Annotated in this window: 13 protein-coding genes; 6 read left to right on the plus strand and 7 right to left on the minus strand. The window is 71.1% G+C overall.

Translation table 11 applies throughout. The features are described 5' to 3' along the window. Window positions 1-65: 65 nt before the first annotated feature. The gene (locus ACH4DZ_RS36075) at window positions 66-2,453 is read left to right on the plus strand and encodes a Tex family protein (protein WP_398292469.1); all 2,388 of its coding nucleotides are present in this window, start codon (window positions 66-68) and stop codon (window positions 2,451-2,453) included. Between the two features lie 209 nt (window positions 2,454-2,662). Here ACH4DZ_RS36075 and ACH4DZ_RS36080 read toward each other — a convergent pair whose 3' ends face one another. Together ACH4DZ_RS36080 and ACH4DZ_RS36085 are read right to left on the minus strand one after the other, a co-directional pair. Next, complete coding sequence (locus ACH4DZ_RS36080) at window positions 2,663-4,303, minus strand: ABC-F family ATP-binding cassette domain-containing protein (protein WP_398292471.1); 1,641 nt, start codon at window positions 4,301-4,303, stop codon at window positions 2,663-2,665. A gap of 120 nt (window positions 4,304-4,423) precedes the next feature. After that, the gene (locus tag ACH4DZ_RS36085; protein ID WP_398292473.1) at window positions 4,424-5,443 is read right to left on the minus strand and encodes an oxidoreductase; all 1,020 of its coding nucleotides are present in this window, start codon (window positions 5,441-5,443) and stop codon (window positions 4,424-4,426) included. Window positions 5,444-5,509: 66 nt separating this feature from the next. Here ACH4DZ_RS36085 and ACH4DZ_RS36090 point away from each other — a divergent pair, with 66 nt between their 5' ends. After that, window positions 5,510-6,475, plus strand: coding sequence for an FAD-dependent oxidoreductase (locus ACH4DZ_RS36090; RefSeq protein WP_398292475.1), 966 nt, complete (start codon window positions 5,510-5,512; stop codon window positions 6,473-6,475). 130 nt (window positions 6,476-6,605) lie between these two features. On the opposite strand, the gene ACH4DZ_RS36095 is transcribed toward ACH4DZ_RS36090, so the two are convergent. From ACH4DZ_RS36095 to ACH4DZ_RS36105, 3 genes are all read right to left on the minus strand, one after another. Further along, window positions 6,606-8,336: a BCCT family transporter gene (locus tag ACH4DZ_RS36095; protein WP_398292477.1), complete on the minus strand. Its 1,731-nt coding sequence runs from the start codon at window positions 8,334-8,336 to the stop codon at window positions 6,606-6,608. Between the two features lie 88 nt (window positions 8,337-8,424). Continuing rightward, the gene (locus ACH4DZ_RS36100) at window positions 8,425-9,741 is read right to left on the minus strand and encodes a M14 family metallocarboxypeptidase (protein WP_398292479.1); all 1,317 of its coding nucleotides are present in this window, start codon (window positions 9,739-9,741) and stop codon (window positions 8,425-8,427) included. Further along, complete coding sequence (locus ACH4DZ_RS36105; RefSeq protein ID WP_398292481.1) at window positions 9,738-11,702, minus strand: Xaa-Pro dipeptidyl-peptidase; 1,965 nt, start codon at window positions 11,700-11,702, stop codon at window positions 9,738-9,740. The genes ACH4DZ_RS36100 and ACH4DZ_RS36105 overlap by 4 nt, the downstream gene beginning before the upstream one ends. A 177-nt stretch (window positions 11,703-11,879) precedes the next feature. Here ACH4DZ_RS36105 and ACH4DZ_RS36110 point away from each other — a divergent pair, with 177 nt between their 5' ends. Further along, the gene (locus ACH4DZ_RS36110; RefSeq protein ID WP_398292484.1) at window positions 11,880-13,388 is read left to right on the plus strand and encodes a M1 family metallopeptidase; all 1,509 of its coding nucleotides are present in this window, start codon (window positions 11,880-11,882) and stop codon (window positions 13,386-13,388) included. 111 nt (window positions 13,389-13,499) lie between these two features. Here the strand turns inward: ACH4DZ_RS36110 and ACH4DZ_RS36115 are convergent, their stop codons facing one another. Further along, window positions 13,500-13,859, minus strand: a complete 360-nt coding sequence (locus ACH4DZ_RS36115; RefSeq protein WP_398292486.1) for a hypothetical protein — start codon at window positions 13,857-13,859, stop codon at window positions 13,500-13,502. 276 nt (window positions 13,860-14,135) lie between these two features. On the opposite strand from ACH4DZ_RS36115, the gene ACH4DZ_RS36120 reads away from it, so the two are divergent. Then, window positions 14,136-14,840, plus strand: a complete 705-nt coding sequence (locus tag ACH4DZ_RS36120) for a MerR family transcriptional regulator (protein WP_398292488.1) — start codon at window positions 14,136-14,138, stop codon at window positions 14,838-14,840. Window positions 14,841-14,858: 18 nt separating this feature from the next. Here ACH4DZ_RS36120 and ACH4DZ_RS36125 read toward each other — a convergent pair whose 3' ends face one another. Then, window positions 14,859-15,584, minus strand: a complete 726-nt coding sequence (locus ACH4DZ_RS36125) for an SDR family NAD(P)-dependent oxidoreductase (RefSeq protein WP_398292490.1) — start codon at window positions 15,582-15,584, stop codon at window positions 14,859-14,861. 194 nt (window positions 15,585-15,778) lie between these two features. Here ACH4DZ_RS36125 and ACH4DZ_RS36130 point away from each other — a divergent pair, with 194 nt between their 5' ends. After that, window positions 15,779-16,849, plus strand: coding sequence for an ABC transporter permease (locus tag ACH4DZ_RS36130; protein ID WP_398292492.1), 1,071 nt, complete (start codon window positions 15,779-15,781; stop codon window positions 16,847-16,849). A gap of 24 nt (window positions 16,850-16,873) precedes the next feature. Further along, window positions 16,874-17,941 (plus strand): sugar ABC transporter substrate-binding protein, encoded by a 1,068-nt coding sequence (locus tag ACH4DZ_RS36135; RefSeq protein ID WP_398292494.1) that lies wholly within the window; start codon window positions 16,874-16,876, stop codon window positions 17,939-17,941.

The raw sequence follows: 17,941 nt of genomic DNA on the forward strand, positions 1-17,941 counted from the left end.
CCCCGTTGTCGGTGCCACCTGCCACAATTGCCGCGCAACCTCAGTCAAGAAGGCGGTACGGGATCGTGACGACACCCCTCGTAGGGTCCATCGAAGGCAGGATCGCCGAGGAACTCGGCGTACGGGAGCGGCAGGTCAAGGCGGCCGTCGACTTGCTCGACGGCGGCTCGACGGTGCCCTTCATCGCCCGCTACCGCAAGGAAGCGACCGAGATGCTCGACGACGAGCAGCTGCGCACGCTCGAAGAGCGGCTGCGCTATCTCCGGGAGCTGGAGGAGCGGCGCTCGGCGATCCTCGACTCGGTGCGCGAGCAGGGCAAGCTCACCGAGGAGCTGGCGGCCCGGATCCAGGGCGCGGAGACCAAGGCGCGGCTGGAGGACATCTACCTGCCGTTCAAGCCGAAGCGGCGCACGAAGGCGCAGATCGCCCGTGAGGCGGGCCTTGAGCCGCTCGCCGAGGGACTTCTGGGGGACCCGTCCGTCGATCCGGTCGCCGCGGCCACGGCCTTCGTCGACGCCGACAAGGGCGTCGCCGACCCGCAGGCCGCCCTGGACGGCGCCCGTTCGATCCTCACCGAGCGCTTCTCCGAGGACGCCGACCTGATCGGCGAGCTGCGCGAGCGCATGTGGGTGCGCGGCCGGCTGGCCGCCAAGGTCAAGGACGGCAAGGAGGAGGCGGGCGCCAAGTTCGCCGACTACTTCGACTTCAGCGAGCCCTTCAAGGCGCTGCCCTCGCACCGCGTTCTCGCCATGCTGCGCGGTGAGAAGGAGGATGTCCTGGACCTCGTCCTGGAGCCCGAGGAGCCGTCGGAGCGGCCCGGCCCGTCCTCGTACGAGGGGATCGTCGCGCAGCGCTTCGGGATCGCCGAGCGCGGCCGGCCGGGCGACAAGTGGCTCAACGACACGGTCCGCTGGGCCTGGCGCACCCGGCTGCTCGTCCATCTCGGCATCGACCTGCGGCTGCGGCTGCGCACGGCCGCCGAGGACGAGGCGGTCGACGTCTTCGCGACGAACCTGCGCGACCTGCTGCTGGCGGCTCCCGCGGGCACGCGCTCGACGCTGGGGCTCGACCCGGGCTTCCGTACGGGGGTGAAGGTGGCCGTGGTCGACGCGACCGGTAAGGCCGTCGCCACGGACGTCATCCACCCGCACGTCCCGGCGAACCGGTGGGACGAGGCCATCGCCAAGCTCGCCCGCCTCGCCAAGGAGCACGCGGTCGAGCTGATCGCCATCGGCAACGGCACGGCGTCCCGCGAGACGGACAAGCTCGCCGGTGAGCTGATCGCCAAGCACCCGGAGCTGAACCTCACCAAGGTGATGGTGTCCGAGGCGGGGGCGTCCGTGTACTCGGCGTCGGCGTTCGCCACGCAGGAGCTGCCCGGCATGGACGTGTCGCTGCGCGGCGCCGTCTCCATCGCGCGGCGGCTGCAGGACCCGCTCGCCGAGCTGGTGAAGATCGACCCGAAGTCGATCGGTGTCGGCCAGTACCAGCACGACCTGTCCGAGGTGAAGCTCTCGCGCTCCCTCGACGCGGTCGTCGAGGACTGTGTGAACGGCGTCGGCGTGGACGTGAACACGGCGTCCACTCCCCTGCTCACCCGGGTCTCCGGCATCACCTCCGGGCTCGCCGAGAACATCGTGGCGCACCGCGACGCGAACGGCCCGTTCACGTCACGCACCGCGCTGAAGAAGGTGGCCAGGCTCGGCCCCAAGGCGTACGAGCAGTGTGCGGGCTTCCTGCGGATCCGCGGCGGCGACGACCCGCTGGACGCGTCGAGCGTGCACCCCGAGGCGTACCCCGTGGTCCGCCGGATGGTGAAGACGGCGGGAAGCGGGGTCGGCTCGCTGATCGGCAACACGGGGGCGCTGCGCTCGCTGAAGCCGACCGACTTCGTGGACGAGAAGTTCGGCCTGCCGACGGTGACGGACATCCTGCGGGAGCTGGAGAAGCCGGGGCGCGACCCGCGGCCCGCCTTCAAGACGGCGACCTTCAAGGACGGCGTCGAGAAGATCGCCGACCTGGAGCCGGGGATGGTGCTTGAAGGGGTCGTCACGAACGTGGCCGCCTTCGGGGCGTTCGTGGACGTGGGCGTGCACCAGGACGGTCTCGTCCATGTCTCCGCGATGTCCAAGACGTTCGTCAAGGACCCGCGGGACGTGGTGAAATCCGGGGACATCGTCAAGGTGAAGGTGCTTGAGGTCGATATCCCGCGCAAGCGGATCTCTTTGACCTTGCGGTTGGACGACGAGGCGGCGCCGGCAGGGCAGGAGGGTGGCTCCGGGCGCCCTCAGCGCGGTGGCGCGCGCCCGCCTCAGCAGCGTGGGCGTACCGGCGGGGGCGGGGGCGGGGGGTCGCGTCAGGCTGCCGCGCCCGCGCCCGGGAACAGTGCGATGGCTGACGCCTTGCGGCGGGCGGGGCTCGCTGACCCGAAGGGGCGTAAGGGGCGGGGCTGAGTTTGCGGCGGCCGGACCCGCGCCGTCGTGACGTGCGGGTCCGGTGGGGGCTGGTCGCGCAGTTCCCCGCGCCCCTGAAGGGCGCGCCCTCGCGGCAGCCGCGAGGGCGACATGGGTCCGCGTCCAGGCAGCGCCCGGAAGGGGTGTGAGGAACTGCACGACCAGCCACGAAGCACCCGCGGACAGCGCACCGGACTTCCAGCGAGCGCCTAGCGTTCCAGTACCTTGCCCGCCGCCACCTCCAGGCGGCGGGTCGTGTGGACCGCGTCCAGCATGCGGCGGTCGTGGGTCACCAGGAGCAGGGTGCCCTCGTAGGAGTCGAGGGCCGACTCCAGTTGTTCGATCGCCGGCAGGTCCAGGTGGTTGGTCGGCTCGTCGAGGACCAGGAGGTTCACTCCTCGGCCCTGGAGCAGGGCCAGGGCCGAGCGGGTGCGTTCTCCCGGGGAGAGACTGGCGGCCGGGCGCAGGACGTGTTCCGCCTTGAGGCCGAACTTGGCCAGCAGCGTGCGGACCTCGGCCGGCTCGGTGTCGGGGACGGCGGCGCAGAACGCGTCGAGCAGGGCCTCCGTGCCGTGGAAGAGCTTGCGTGCCTGGTCGACCTCGCCGACGATCACGCCCGAGCCGAGCGTGGCGTGGCCCGAGTCCAGGGGCACCCGGCCGAGCAGGGCGCCGAGCAGCGTGGACTTGCCCGCGCCGTTCACGCCCGTGACGGCCACCCGGTCCGCCCAGTCGATCTGGAGCGTGGCCGGGCCGAAGGTGAAGTCGCCCCGCCGGACCTCGGCGTCGCGCAGGGTGGCGACGACGGATCCCGACCGCGGGGCCGCCGCGATCTCCATCCGCAGCTCCCACTCCTTGCGCGGCTCCTCCACCACGTCGAGCCGCTCGATCATGCGCTGGGTCTGCCGGGCCTTCGCGGCCTGCTTCTCGCTGGCCTCGCTGCGGAACTTGCGGCCGATCTTGTCGTTGTCGTTGTTCGCCTTGCGCCGGGCGTTCTTGACGCCCTTGTCCATCCAGGAGCGCTGCATCTGGGCGCGGCCCTCCAGCGCCGACCGTTTGTCGGCGTACTCCTCGAAGCCCTCGCGGGCGTGCCTGCGGGCCACGTCCCGCTCTTCCAGATAGGCCTCGTAGCCGCCGCCGTACAGGGTGATCTGCTGCTGGGCCAGGTCGAGTTCGAGGACCTTGGTGACCGTGCGGGTGAGGAACTCGCGGTCGTGGCTGACGACGACCGTGCCCGCGCGCAGCCCGGAGACGAAGCGTTCGAGGCGCTCCAGGCCGTCCAGGTCGAGGTCGTTGGTCGGCTCGTCGAGCAGGAACACGTCGTAGCGGGACAGAAGGAGCGAGGCGAGTCCGGCGCGGGCCGCCTGGCCGCCGGAGAGCGAGGTCATCGGCTGGTCCAGGCCGACGGCGAGGCCGAGCGAGTCGGCGACGTCCTCGGCCCGCTCGTCGAGGTCGGCGCCGCCCAGCGCGAGCCACCGCTCCAGGCTGTCCGCGTACGCGTCGTCCGCGCCCGGTGACCCGTCGACGAGTGCCTGCGTGGCCTCGTCCATCACCCGCTGGGCCTCGGCCACGCCGGTGCGGCGCGCCAGGAACTCCCGCACGGACTCGCCGGGCCGGCGCTCCGGCTCCTGCGGCAGATGGCCGACGGCCGCGGCGGGCGGGGAGAGCCGCAGCTCGCCCTCGTCGGGCTTGTCGAGGCCGGCGAGCATCCGCAGCAGGGTGGACTTGCCCGCGCCGTTGGCACCGACGAGACCAATCACGTCACCGGGCGCGACGACGAGGTCGAGTTCGGCGAAGAGGGTGCGGTCGCCGTGGCCGGCGGCGAGGTTCTTGGCGACGAGAGTGGCAGTCATCAGGAGGCCGATCCTAATCGCCGGGGCCGCGCGCCCGCGCCCGGGTTCAGCGCCGCCCGCGTCCGCCGGCGTCCGCCCGCGTCCGGCCTCGTCACGCGCGCGGGCGTCCGGGCCGGGCTGTCAGCGGGCCATCGCCTCCACCAGTACGCTCCCGGACGTCCGCGCCACGATGAAGGACTCCCCTCTGGTCGCCCTCGTGTCCAGCGGAAGCCGGTGGCGGCCCGCTTCCAGGACGCCGTCGAACACCTCGTGCATATGGGTGCGGTAGAGGCGGTCCAGCCGGTACGCGGTCAGCTGGACCCGGCAGGGGGAGGTGACCTCGATGCCCGCCTCGCCGTCGGCGGCGACCAGCCGCGTCAGCCGGCGCTGTTCCCGGGGGCTGCGGTCCAGGGCGTTCTCTATCTGGGCGACCAGGAGCGGGACGATCGGGGCCAGCCCGTCGACGTACGCGACGTCGACGCCGGCCTGTTCGAAGGAGTGCCGGACGTCGGCACGTTCCTGTTCGGTGACGGCCCGGCCGAAGGCGACGGCGCCGTAGGTGCGCAGTTCGTCGACGGGCACGCCGGCGGCGTCCCGGGTGATGTCGGCGCCGATGCCGATGATGCGCAGGGCGGCGGCGAGTTTGGCCAGGACGGCGGCCCGGGCGCCGATGAGCAGGACCCGGCGGCGCTCGCCCCCGGCCCCGGCGAGCAGGGAGCCCAGGGCGGCACGGTATTCGTCGCCGTGGAAACGGAAGGGGCCGATGCCGTGATAGCCGTTCCGTTCCAGGTCCGGGTGTTCGTCGGTCTGCCAGGCGAAGTCGCGCCAGACGAAGTCGTCGCCGTGGCGGTCGATCACGGCGGTCACGGCACCGCAGGCGAGGTCCTCGCACTCCGGGCAGCCGTATATGACGTACCGGCCGCCCTCCAGCGGAGGGTCGGCTTCCAGCAGCAGGCTCTGCACCTGGGCCATGAAGATCGCGGGTGGTACGTCGGAGGCGAGGGGGGACACGGCGTCGAGGTCGGACAGCTCGTACAGCAGCGGGCGTCCGTCGACGATGAAGTCGACGAAGTCCCGGTGCGCTCGGTAGTCACCGTTGGCCAGTACTCCACCGGCACGCATCGCCGGTGCCAGGCCGAAGGTCGCGTACTCGGCAGACATGCTGTGAGTATTCCCGGACTGGGCCGACTCCGAGCACGGCATGACATATTCCGCTAACGTCCCCGCGTGGCGGAAGAGCGAAGCGGTGACGTGATCGTGGTCGGCAGCGGGGTCATAGGACTCACTACGGCCCTCCTTCTTGCCGAGAGCGGCAGACGCGTACGGATCTGGACGCGGGAGCCCGCCGAGCGGACCACCTCGGCGGTTGCGGGCGCGCTGTGGTGGCCGTACGCCATCGAGCCGCGGGACCTCGCGCGGGCGTGGGCACTGCGATCACTGTCCGTGTACGAGGAGTTGGCGGCGCGGCCCGGGGAGACGGGCGTACGCATGGTCGAAGGTGTCATGGGCGAGGCGCGGCTTGACGAGCAGGGGCCGTGGGCCGCGGCCCGGCTGCCGGGACTACGGGCGTCCACGGCCGAGGAGTACGCGGGCGCGGGGCTGTGGGCGAGGCTGCCGCTGATCGACATGCCGGTGCATCTGGGGTGGCTGCGCGCGCGGTTCCTGCGGGCGGGCGGGACGATCGAGTCACGGGTTGTGACGGACCTCGCCGAGGCCCGGGCGCGGGCGGGGGTCGTCGTCAACTGCACGGGGCTCGGTGCGCGGGAGCTCCTGGGGGATACGGCGGTCCGGCCCGTGCGGGGGCAGTTGGTGATCGTGGAGAACCCGGGGATCCGGACGTGGCTGGTGTCGACGGACGCGGTCGCCGGGACGACCACGTATCTCTTTCCGCAGCCGGGGCGGTTGGTTCTCGGCGGGACCACGGACGACGGGGAGTGGTCCCTGGAGCCTGATCCCGCGGTGGCCGCGGGGATCGTCGCGCGCTGTGCGGTGCTCCGGCCGGAGGTGGCGGGAGCGCGGGTGCTGGGGCATCGGGTGGGGGTGCGGCCTGTGCGGTCCGCTGTGCGGCTCGAACGGGACGCCTCCGGCGGCGCGGCTGGGAGTGGGGTGTTGGTGCACAACTATGGGCATGGCGGGGGTGGGGTGACCGTGGCGTGGGGGTGCGCGGAGGTTGTCCTGGGGCTTGTGTCGTAGGCGCGGGTCGGCTGTAGCCGAGGTCGCGCAGTTCCCCGCGCCCCCAGGTACCTGGGGGCGCGGGGAACTGCGCAGCCTCAGCCGCGATGTGGCCGCGGCCGACATACGACAACCCTCGCGGGGCGCGCGGTTACGTGTGGTCGTGGCCCAGCGGGTCGCCCTCCGTTTCCGTGCCCGCACCCGGGCCGACCCGGATCTCGAAGTCGCCGTCGTACTTCTTGTGGCCTTCGATCACGGCCATTTCCACCGCCTCGGAGCCCATCTCGTTGCGGACGATGACCGGGTCCCGGCGCAGATCGCGCATGAGGGCGATGCACATACCGATCATCACGAGGACGAAGGGCGCGGCGGCCAGGATCGTGAGGTTCTGGAGGCCGGTGAGCGCGTCCCCGTTGCCGCTGCCGACGAGCAGCATGATCGCGGCCACCGCGCCGGTCACCACGCCCCAGAAGATCACGACGAAACGGCCGGGTTCGAGGGCGCCCTTCTGGGAGAGCGTGCCCATGACGATGGACGCCGCGTCGGCGCCCGAGACGAAGAAGATGCCGACCAGGATCATCACGAGCAGGCTGGTGGCCGTCGCGATGGGGAACTCCTGCAGGACGCCGAAGAGCTGGCCCTCGGGGGTCGTCTTGCCGGCGAGCGCGCCGCCCTCCTTCAGCTTCATCGCCGTACCGCCGAAGATCGCGAACCAGACCAGGCTGACCGTGCTGGGCACGAGGATGACGCCCCCGACGAACTGCCGGATGGTGCGGCCACGGCTGATGCGGGCGATGAACATGCCGACGAAGGGCGTCCAGGAGATCCACCACGCCCAGTAGAAGACGGTCCAGCTGCCGAGCCAGTCGGCCACGCCCTTGCCGCCGCTGGCCTCGGTGCGGCCGGCGAGCTGGGGCAGGTCACCGAGGTAGGAGAAGATCGAGGTGGGCAGCAGGTCGAGCACGATGATCGTGGGGCCCGCGATGAACACGAAGACCGCGAGCACCAGGGCCAGCACCATGTTGATGTTGGACAGCCACTGGATGCCCTTCTCCACACCGGAGACGGCCGAGGCGACGAACGCCACGGTCAGTACGGCGATGATCGAGACGAGCAGTCCGTTGCTCACCTTGTCCAGCCAGTCCAGCTCGGTGAAGCCGGAGCCGATCTGCAGGGCGCCGAGGCCCAGCGAGGCCGCCGATCCGAAGACGGTGGCGATGATGGCGAGGATGTCGATGGCCCGGCCGACCGAGCCGTTCGCGTGCTTCTCGCCGATGAGCGGGGTGAAGACGGCGCTGATGGTCTGGCGCCGGCGTTTGCGGTAGGTGCTGTAGGCGATGGCGAGGCCGACCACCGCGTAGATCGCCCACGGGTGCAGGGTCCAGTGGAAGAGGGTGGTGGCCATCGCCGTCTCCATGCGTTCCGCGGAGTCGGCGGGCGTGGTGCCCGGCGGAGGTGTCATGTAGTGCGAGAGCGGCTCGCTCACGCCGTAGAACATCAGGCCGATGCCCATACCGGCGCTGAACATCATCGCCACCCAGGAGACGGTGCGGAACTCGGGCTCCTCACCCTCGGCACCCAGGTGGATTCTTCCGTAGCGACTGATGGCGAGCCACAGCGCGAAGACCACGAAACACGAGGCCGCGAGCATGAACGCCCAGCCGCCGTTGTGGATCAGGCCGTTGAGCATGGTTGTGGAGGCGCTCTCCAGGGAGTCGGTGGCCACCGCTCCCCAGATCACGAACGCCACGGTGAGTGCGGCCGTGACGCCGAACACCACCCAGTCCGTGCGGGGTCGGGGTCCCCGGCCTTGGGCGTCCGGGCCGCCGGGGACGCCCGACGGATCGTCCCGGCCTCCCCTGTCCTTCAGATCTTCGGTCATCGGCGGCACCTTCCCTGGAAAGCTTTCGGACACACATTCCTGATCGTGTGCCTACGACCTACCACAGGTGCCGCCGTTCGCAACCGCCTCAGCAGCGGGTGTCGGGCTCCGCGACTGTCAGGTGGTACGGCGCACGCTCGTCGAGCAGCAGCGGGACGAGGGCACGCAGGGACTGGCGCAGGGGTACGCGGGCCCCGGCACCGTCGGAGTCCTGTCGCGCCGTGACGCCGTGCAGGGCCAGTTCGTCCTTGACGTCCGCGTACTGGTCCGCCGTCAGCCGGTAGGCGCAGGGCGGGTCCGCGATGATCTCGGACGGTTCGGCCGGGTCGTTGTCGGCGCCTCCCGTGTAGACCGGTCCGGTGTCCCGGTAGCCGGCCAGCCGGGCCGCCGACGTGGCCGCCCCGAGCCGGCCGCGCCGTTCGTCGGTGAAGTCGAACAGGCCTCCCAGTGCGGCGAGTTGGGAGTGGACGCGGCGCCGGTTGTTGAGCGCCTCGTCGGCCTTCTCGGCCTCCGTGAGGGGATCGACCCGGCTTTCGATGAGCAGTCCCACGCCGTGCTTGACGCCGGACATGTTCCGCAGGATCCGCTCCTGCCCGTCACCGGCCACCTGCTGGATCGGGTCGCCGGTCACCGGGTCGGTCCAGATGCCGTACGTCCCGGTCGAGTAGCCGGCGGCCTGCGCGGCGGGCCGTACGTACGTCTGCGAGAGGGTCTGTGCCTCGTCATGCACGGCTGTGCCGGTGTTGAGGTTGCGCGGCCAGAGGTCGAAGAGGTCCTTGTCGTAGTAGGGGGGTGTGGCTCCGTACTCGTGCAGGTCGTAGATCACGTCGGGCTGCCGGTCACGGACGACGGCCGCCATCGCGCGCGCCTCGGCCGTCCGGAGCGCGAGGTGGTCGCGGTTGATGTCGACGCCGTCGCTGTTGCCGCGGGTGTCGGCGGCTCGGCCGTCCGGGTTGGCGGTGGGCACGACGAGCAGCGCGGTGCGGTCGAGGAACCTGCGGGTGCTCGCGTCCTTCGCGTACGCGAGATCGCGGACGGTGGTGAGGCAGGCCTCGCGGCCCGATGGTTCGTCACCGTGCTGGCTGCAGACGAGCAGCACGGTGGTGGCGGCGTGCGGGTTTCCGACGCGTACGAGCTGGACGGGCCGGTTCTGTTTCGTGGTGCCGATGCGGCTGAGCGAGACCCGCTCGCTCGCCCGGTCCACAGCCGTGAGGAAGGTCTGTTCCTCGGCCTGGGTGGTCCAGCGTGCTCCGTCGGTCCGCTCGAATCCGGTGCGCGGCGGGCGCTCGGCCGCGTGGGCCGGCGCCGTCAGGAGGGGTGCGGTGAGGAGGGGGGCGGTGAGCGCCGCCACCGTCAGCGCGAGGGCTGCGGTCCGGCGGGGTGTTGTCGGTCGTCGCCGTGTCATCGGTCGGTGCCTCCGGGGACGCGGTGGGTGGCGCGGGGTTCGCCGACTCCGTCGAGGATCGCGTCGGGCGTGATGTACGAGGATCCCGAGGTGGCGCGGGCGAAGGCGCCGGTCCCTCCGACGAGCGGCACGGAGGCAGACGTACGGGACAGGTCGAGCGTGAGCGTCGGGGTGGTCGACGGCGGGTCGATGAGGCCCTGGTCGGTGCCCGCGACGATCAGCGCGAGCCGGTGGCCCTCGGGCACGACGTGGTCGCTCGCGTGCAGGTCGAGGGTGATGGTGTAGGCCCTGCCCGGGGTGAGCGGCTCGCCCTTCGTGGCGGAGGAGTGGTTGCCGAGGTCGGCCCAGCCGCGACTGAACACCGTGTACTCGACGTCGGTGGTCCTGGCCGCGGTCTCCTTGAAGCAGGAGCTGTCACCGGTGGTGCTCGGCCCCCAGCAGGTGCGGTCGGTGAGCGTGGTGATGCCCTCGCCCGCGGCGGCGTAGTCACGGATGGTGTCGGGGCCGAGGTCGACGAGGACCGCGGACAGGTGGGCGCTCGTCGTGGTCGGCGTGGCGGTGACGGTCACCTTGGAGGACCCGGAGACACGGACGTCACGGGTGAGCGGCTTCGTGGTGAAGCCGGCCTTGGCCGGCGTGGACCGGTCGATCTCGGCGGCCCAGGCGGTCTCGTCCTGGCCCGGGTCGTCGGTGAAGGTCTCGGTGCCCGATCCGGTACGCAGTCCGAGGGTGCCGACGCCCGCCTGCTCGCCCCTGCCCGGACGCAGCTTCACGGTGTCGGTGCTGCGCGGCGGCCAGACGGCCGAGGTGGCCCACTGGTCGGGGCCGCGCTCGATGTCGGCCATCGGCTCGTCGTCGACGCCGTTGTCGTAGCCGAGGAGTTCGTGGTCGAACCAGCGGTGCAGGGTGTCGGCCCATGCGGCGCGACGGAAGTCGAAGGGGTCGACGTGGCCTGTCTGGGACAGCCAGATCTTGCGGTCGACGCCGTTCTTCGCGAGGCCGTCCCACCACTGGCCGAAGTGCTTGGTGCGGACGTTGAGGTCCTGCATGCCGTGGATGACGAAGACGCTCGCGTCCACCTTGCGGACGTCCTTCACGTAGTCGCGCTCGGTCCAGAACTTCGTCCGGTCGCCGGTGCGCGGGGCTCCGTCGACGATCTTCTGCTGGACGGCGGCGCACCTGGCGCGGGCGTCGGGGCTCTCGACGTAGTCCGACAGCCATTCGGGGCCGGAGTCGTACAGGGGGGCGCCCTTGGCGAAGTAGTAGTCGTACCAGGAGGAGATGGCGGCGATCGGGACGATCGTCTCCAGGCCCTCGACCCCGGTGGCGGCGACGCCGTTGGCGATGGTGCCGTCGTAGCTCTTGCCGATCATGCCGGTCCTGCCGTTGGTCCAGCCGGCCTCGGCCTTCGTGGTCCCCGTACGGGAGGTGTAGCCCTTGCCGCGGCCGTTCAGCCAGTCGACGACGGCCTTGGCGGACTGGACGTCGGAGCGGCCTCCGACGTCCACGCAGCCGTCGGAGCGGTTGGTGCCGGCGAGGTCGACGGCGACGAAGGCGTAGCCGCGCGGTACGAAGTAGTTGTCGTAGTACAGCGGCATCTGGACGACATCGCCGTCCGCGTCGTACGTCTTGCGCTGGCTCTCGTTGCCCCGGCCGCAGCAGGAGTAGTACGGGCTGGCGTCCATGATCACGGGTACCTTGCGGCCCTGCTGGGCGGGCTCGCTCGGGCGGACGATGTCGACGGCGACCCGGTCGGTCCTCCCGTCGCTGTCGCCGTCGAGTCCGGTGTCCACCCAGACGGACTCACGGACGGCGTTGTCGTACGAGTAGACGGGAGTGCTCTCCCGTGGAGCGCTCTGGGCGGCGGCCGGGGTGAGCAGCGTGGCCATCAGGGCGGCGGTGGCCGCCGTCGCGAGCGATCTCCAGGTGATGAGGCGCATGTGGCGCGCAGGTGTCCGCATGCGCGGAAGGTACTCCGGTCAACTCCTGTGCAAAAGGGGGCCGATTGGGGGTGTCGGCATCACACGTGTCCGCCGAATGGCGATCGTGTGAAGGGAGCGGCCGTGGACAGGGGTGGGCCCACAGCGCGTGCATAGGCTCCGGACAGACTTCCTGCCCCCCACGACTTGGAGCTCGACGTGCATCGCAGACTCATCGCCCCGGGCGCGCTCGCGGCCTCCCTGCTGCTGGCGATCCCGGCATCCGCCGCGAGCCATTCCCCCGGGGCGCCGGGCATCGGCGACCCTTACTACCCGGCGTACGGCAACGGTGGATACGACGTCTCCCACTACGATCTGCGGCTCACGTACCAGCCGGCGACGGATCGGCTGGAGGGCACGGCGACCCTGCTGGCGAGGACCACCCAGGATCTCTCGCGCTTGAATCTGGACTTCCTGCTCGATGTGAGCGAGGTGCGGGTCAACGGCGCCAAGGCGTCGTTCACGACATCCGGTGAGCACGAACTGGAGATCACGCCGAAGAACCCGCTGCCCGCCGGTACGGCCGTCACGGTCGTGGTGCGCTACAGCGGGGTGCCGTCCACGAAGACGGCGTACGGGTTCACCAGCTGGCACCGCACCCCGGACGGCGGGGTAGGCGCGAACGAGCCCGAGGCGGCCTGGTGGTGGTTCCCCAGCAACGACCATCCGCTGGACAAGGCCACCTACGACGTGTCGGTCGCCGTGCCGGACGGTACCCAGGCCATCTCCAACGGCACGCTGCAGTCGACGAGTTCGCGGGCCGGCTGGACACGCTACAACTGGCGGTCCGACAAGCCGCAGGCCACCTATCTCGCCACGCTGGCCGTCGGGAAGTTCGACGTCACGACCGGGACGTCGGAGAGCGGCATCCCGATCGTCAACGCGTACAGCAAGGACCTGGGCGACAACTACGGGGCCGCACGGGCGAGCATCGAGCGGACCGGGGAGGTCGCCGACTGGCTGGCCGAGTACTTCGGGCCGTATCCGTTCAACTCTTTGGGCGGATACGTCCCCAACACGAACACCGGGTACGCGCTGGAGACGCAGACCCGGCCCTTCTACAGCCCGCGGCAGTTCGCGAGCGGGACCAACGTGTCCGTGGTCGTCCATGAGCTGGCCCACCAGTGGTACGGCGACTCCGTGTCGGTCGCCGGGTGGAAGGACATCTGGATCAACGAGGGCTTCGCGCGGTACGCGCAGTGGCTGTGGTCGGAGCACGAGGGCGAGGGCACGGCGCAGGAGATCGCGGACTACGTGTACGCGTCACGGCCCGCGGAGGATCCGTTCTGGACCGTCAGGCCCGGGGACCCGGGGCCGGAGAACCAGTTCCACCTCGCGGTGTACGACCGCGGGGCGCTGACCTTGCAGGCACTGCGGAACGAGGTCGGGGACGAGACGTTCTTCGCCCTGGTGAAGGGCTGGCCGAAGCGGTACGCGTACGGCAACGCGACCGTCGGCGACTTCGTGCGGTACGCCGAGTCGGTGTCGGGGCAGCCGCTCGCGGGGTTGTTCGACACCTGGCTCCACCAGGCGGCCAAGCCGGGGGTGCCCGCCGCGCGGGCCGCTTCGATCGCGCCGGGGGCGGAGGGGGACGGGGCCGTAGGGGCTGTGGCGCGGCCGAAGTCCTGGAAGAAGATCGCCGCTACGAATTCTGTGCACGATCACTGAGGGTGCGGCCGGGAGGGTGGCTGGGCGCGCCGTTCCCCGCGCCCCTCACGGGCGCGGCTCCACCGGGGCGGGCCAGAGGGTGGCGGCCTGTGCCCGGTGGGACCGTGCGGGCTACAGGTGGCCGGGCGGGCCGTTCCCCGCGTCCCTCACGGGGCTGGGGCCGTCCGCTGCCAGGTTCGAGGCCAGTTCCGAGACGGCGATGCGGAGCTGGGTCTCGGCGGCGGCGCAGTGGGCCGCCCGGCGGGCCCGGCCCTCGGCCAGGATGGAGTCGCGTGCGCGGTGACCCTCGGCACGGGTGGCCGCGAGCGCCGCGGCGTCCTCCTCCGGGGCCTGCGGGCCGGCCACGGCCTCGTGACCTGCCTCGTCACCTGCCTCGTCGCGTATCTCGACGCCCGCGTCGCCCGCCTGCCGTATTCGGGGCAGTACCCGGCGGTAGAACAGAACGGCGACGACGAACAGCGGCAACGCCACGGGGACCATGGTCGTGACTTACCCGATCATGTGCGTGCGGCAACGCATATCTGCGCCACTGTTGACCGGAACTCACCGTTTGGCGAACTCCGCTCCGCCTTCGCGCGTTCGGCTCCCGCCCGCGAGTCCGCGGCCGATGCGCGGCCGATGCCCATCCGATGCGCGGGATGTGCGCGGACACGCCCGGCCCGACCGCGGAATCTTTCACAACGTAGGTGAGACAGCAATACTGTTTCACCGCGTCCGGTGGTGGGCGCCGTACGTGGAGGAGCAGGCATGGCGACGGACACCGGGGAGCCGACGCTCACCGTCGACGAGCTGGCCGCGCGGGCGGGTGTGACGGTGCGGACGGTGCGCTTCTACAGCACCAAGGGGCTGTTGCCGCCGCCCGTGATCGGGCCGCGTCGCGTGGGGCACTACAGCCAGGAGCACCTGGCGCGGCTCGCGCTCATCGAGGAGCTGCAACAGCAGGGGATGACGCTGGCCGGGATCGAGCGCTATCTGCAGCAGCTGCCGGACGGGCTCAGCGCCCAGGACCTGGCCATCCACCGGGCCGTGGTGGCCTCCTGGGCGCCCGACGCGGCGGAGGAGGTGAGCCGGGCGGAGCTGGAGCGCCGGGCGGGGCGATCGCTCGGCCGGGAGGACCTGGACCGGCTCGCCGCGATGGGTGTCCTCAGGGAGGCGGCGGCCCCGGACTCGTACCGCGTGGACCTCGGGCTGCTGCGGCTCGGCGTCCAGCTGCTCGACGTACCGATGGCGCACGAGACGATCCTCGCCGCGCGCAATGTCATGGTGAAGCACACGCGTGCCGCGGCCCGCGAACTCTCCGTGCTGTTCCGGGACGAGGTGTCCGAGCACGAGTCCGTCGAGGCCGTGAGGGACCTCTCGGCGCACATGCAACCCCTGGTGGTGCAGGCCCTGCTGACGACGTTTCAGCGCTCGCTCAACGAGGAACTGCGGGAGTGGCTCAGGAACTCCTGAACCTGCCGGGCCCGCGTCTCACAGGTAGGCCGAGCCGCCTGCCACGTTGAGGGTCTGGCCGGTCAGGAAGCCGCTGCCCTCGTCGACCACGTACAGCAGGGTGGAGACGAGGTCGCACGGCTCCTGGGTCCTGGGGACGGCCTGCTGGGCGCGGACGTGCTCGAACCCGCCGTCCGCGCCGACCGTGCGCTCGGCGGTCTCCGTGCGGACCATGCTCGGCGCGATCGCGTTGACGGTGATGTCGTACGGCCCGAGCGCCGAGGCGAGCGCGCGGGTGAAGCCGATCAGTCCGGCCTTCGAGGCGGTGTACGCCACCATCGTGGGCGGGGCGGTGAGCACGGCGGCCGAGGCGATGTTCACGATGCGGCCCCAGCCCGCCGCCTTCAGATGCGGCAGTACCGCGCGGGTCATCAGGAACGGCGCCTCCAGGTTGACGCGCATCACCCGCCGCCACTCCTCGGGCGTGATGTCCTCGAAGTCCGACTCGGGGTAGACCCCCGCGTTGTTGACCAGGACGTGCAGGGTGCCGAACTGTTCCAGCAACTGGGCCAGGGCCACACCGATCTGGGTCTCGTCCGTGACGTCGGCGACCAGCTCCACGTAGTCCAGAACGCGGTCGGCCGTCTCCCGCTGCGGAACCAGGTCGAGCCCCGCGACGCGGTAGCCGCGTCCCGCGAGGGCGACGGCGAACTCCTGCCCGAGGCCCTGTGCCGCGCCGGTCACCAGGGCGGTACGCGTCTCCATGCGCCGAGTGTGATGACCCGTCAGGCAGCCTGCAAGGGGGCGTTTCCGGTCTACGGAACGCCCTGCGGAACGGTCGCCGACCGGGTCTCGGGCCAGCCGCTGTTCCATTCGCCGGAACGTCCTTGTTGCCGCGTACGCCCCGCGGGCCGACGCTGCGGGCGGACCCAGCCGCCAGCGTTCCGGAGCCGTGGCCGATGACCGAGACCGACCGTGCCGTGGACGACGCCGAGCGCGCCCGCGAACAGGGCGGAAGAGGAGGGCGGCGGTCCGGGCCGCCGTCGGCCGGATCGTGGGCGGCGCGCCTCTCGCCACGGTGGCTCCCCGACGAACTCGGCGTCCTGGTGGTCCTCGCCCTTCTCGTCGCCGGCATCGGCATCCCGTACCCCGGCTTCCTCGACAGCGACAACCTGCTCACCACCGCGCACAACTCCGTCTACATCTCGCTGATGGCGTGCGGCATGGTCTTCGCGCTGGCCATGCGCGAGGTCGACCTGTCGGTCGGCGGCAGCTACGCGATGTGCCTGGTCGTCGGCGCCCTGCTGGTACGGGAAGGTGTGCCACCCTGGCTGGCGGTCCCGGTGGTACTGCTCACCGGGACCGCGCTGGGCGTCTTCAACGCGCTGGTCACCACCCTGCTGGCGCTGCCCTCGTTCATCGTCACGCTCGGCACCCTGATGCTGTTCCGGGGCATCGGGCTCGCGCTCGCCGACGGCAAGCAGATCACCGATCTGCCGCTGGACGACTCGTTCTTCACCCTCGCGGGAGGCGACGCGGGCGGCGTGCCGTTCGCGCTGTGGGTGCTGCTCGCGGTGACGGCCGTCCTGACGGTGGTGCTGGCCCGTACCCGTTTCGGGTCCCGGGTGCGGGCCATCGGGTCCAATCCCGACGCGGCCTCGTTCAGCGGAATCCCCGTTGTCCGTACACGGATCCAGGCCCTCGCGCTGTCCGGACTCACCACGGCCTGCGCGTCGGTGCTGGCGCTCGCGTACTACGGCGCCGGGGACCCGACGCTGGGCCAGGGGTACGAGCTGCAGGCGATCGCCGCGTGCATCATCGGCGGCACCCCGCTGGCGGGCGGTCGCGGCTCGGTCGTCGGGGCGGTGGCCGGCGCGCTGATCCTGTCCGTCGTCGCGTCCGGCCTCGTGTTCTTCGAAGTACCCATCAACTGGACGTCGTTCGCGACCGGCGCGGTGATCCTCGTCGCGGTCGCGGCGGACAGCGCCCTGCGCCGCAGAGGGCGCCGCCGAGACAGCCGCAGACACTGATCGTCACCGCACCTGGAGGCCCCGATGCACCCCCGGTTCCGTACCCTCTCCGGCGCCCTCGGCGCGCTGGTGCTCCTCTGTGCCACCGGATGCGGCGACGACGACTCCGGAGGCGGGGGCGGCGGGCAGCTCGACATGGGCATCGCGGTGGCCAACATCAGTCTCAACTTCGCGCACGAGATGGTGCTCGGCGCCGAGAGCGCCGCCGACCACGCGGGGAAGGTGGACTTCAAGGCCGTCGGGCCGCCCAACACGGACGGTCCGGCCGAGGTCCAGCTCTTCCAGAACCTGACCGCCGTCGCCAAGGACGGCATCGTCCTGGAGAACCTCGACCCACCGATCTTCACCCGGCCCGCCGCCCGCGCCGTCGACCGGGGCATTCCGATCGTCGCTCTGGACACCTCCCCCACCGACGGCAGCAAGGTCACCTTCTACGTGGGCAACGACAACTACGCGCTCGGCGAGCTGATGGCCCGGGAGGCGCTGAAGCGGCTGGGCGACGACCCGAAGGGGGAAATCGTCGTCGGGGTGCCCAATCCTGGGACGCCGGTGCTCGACAACCGCGCCGAGGGCATCACTGACACCTTCGAGAAGGAGGCGCCGGGCGTGAAGGTGCTCGGCCCCTTCCAGACGTACAGCGATCCTGGTCAGAACCACAGTTCCTGGGCTTCGCAGGTCGCCGCCCATCCCGAGGCGCTCGCGTTCCTCGGGGTCGGGGACGCCGACAGCTACAACCTCGCGAAGATCAAGAAGGAGAAGAGCGGGAAGTGGCTGACGGCCGGCTTCGACGTCGACCCCAAGACCCTGGACGCGGTCGAGGACGGCTCGAACTTCGTGACCATCGACCCGCAGCACTTCCTCAAGGGCTATCTCTCCACGGCGATACTGATCGAGTCGGTGCGCGAGAACGGCGGGAAGCTGCCCGACGGCTGGTTCCTGTCCCCCGGCGGTGTCGTGGACTCCTCCAACATCGACGAGGTCGCGGCGCGGCAGAAGTCCCCTCGGGCCGCGTACGACTGGTACGAGCCCGTGATCGACAAGCTGCTCGGCGACCAGGAGGCACAGCTCAAGCCGTTGAAGGACGCGCGCTGA

Origin of the sequence: Streptomyces sp. NPDC017991 (assembly GCF_044328075.1) — a bacterium.
Taxonomy (GTDB): Bacteria; Actinomycetota; Actinomycetes; order Streptomycetales; family Streptomycetaceae; genus Streptomyces.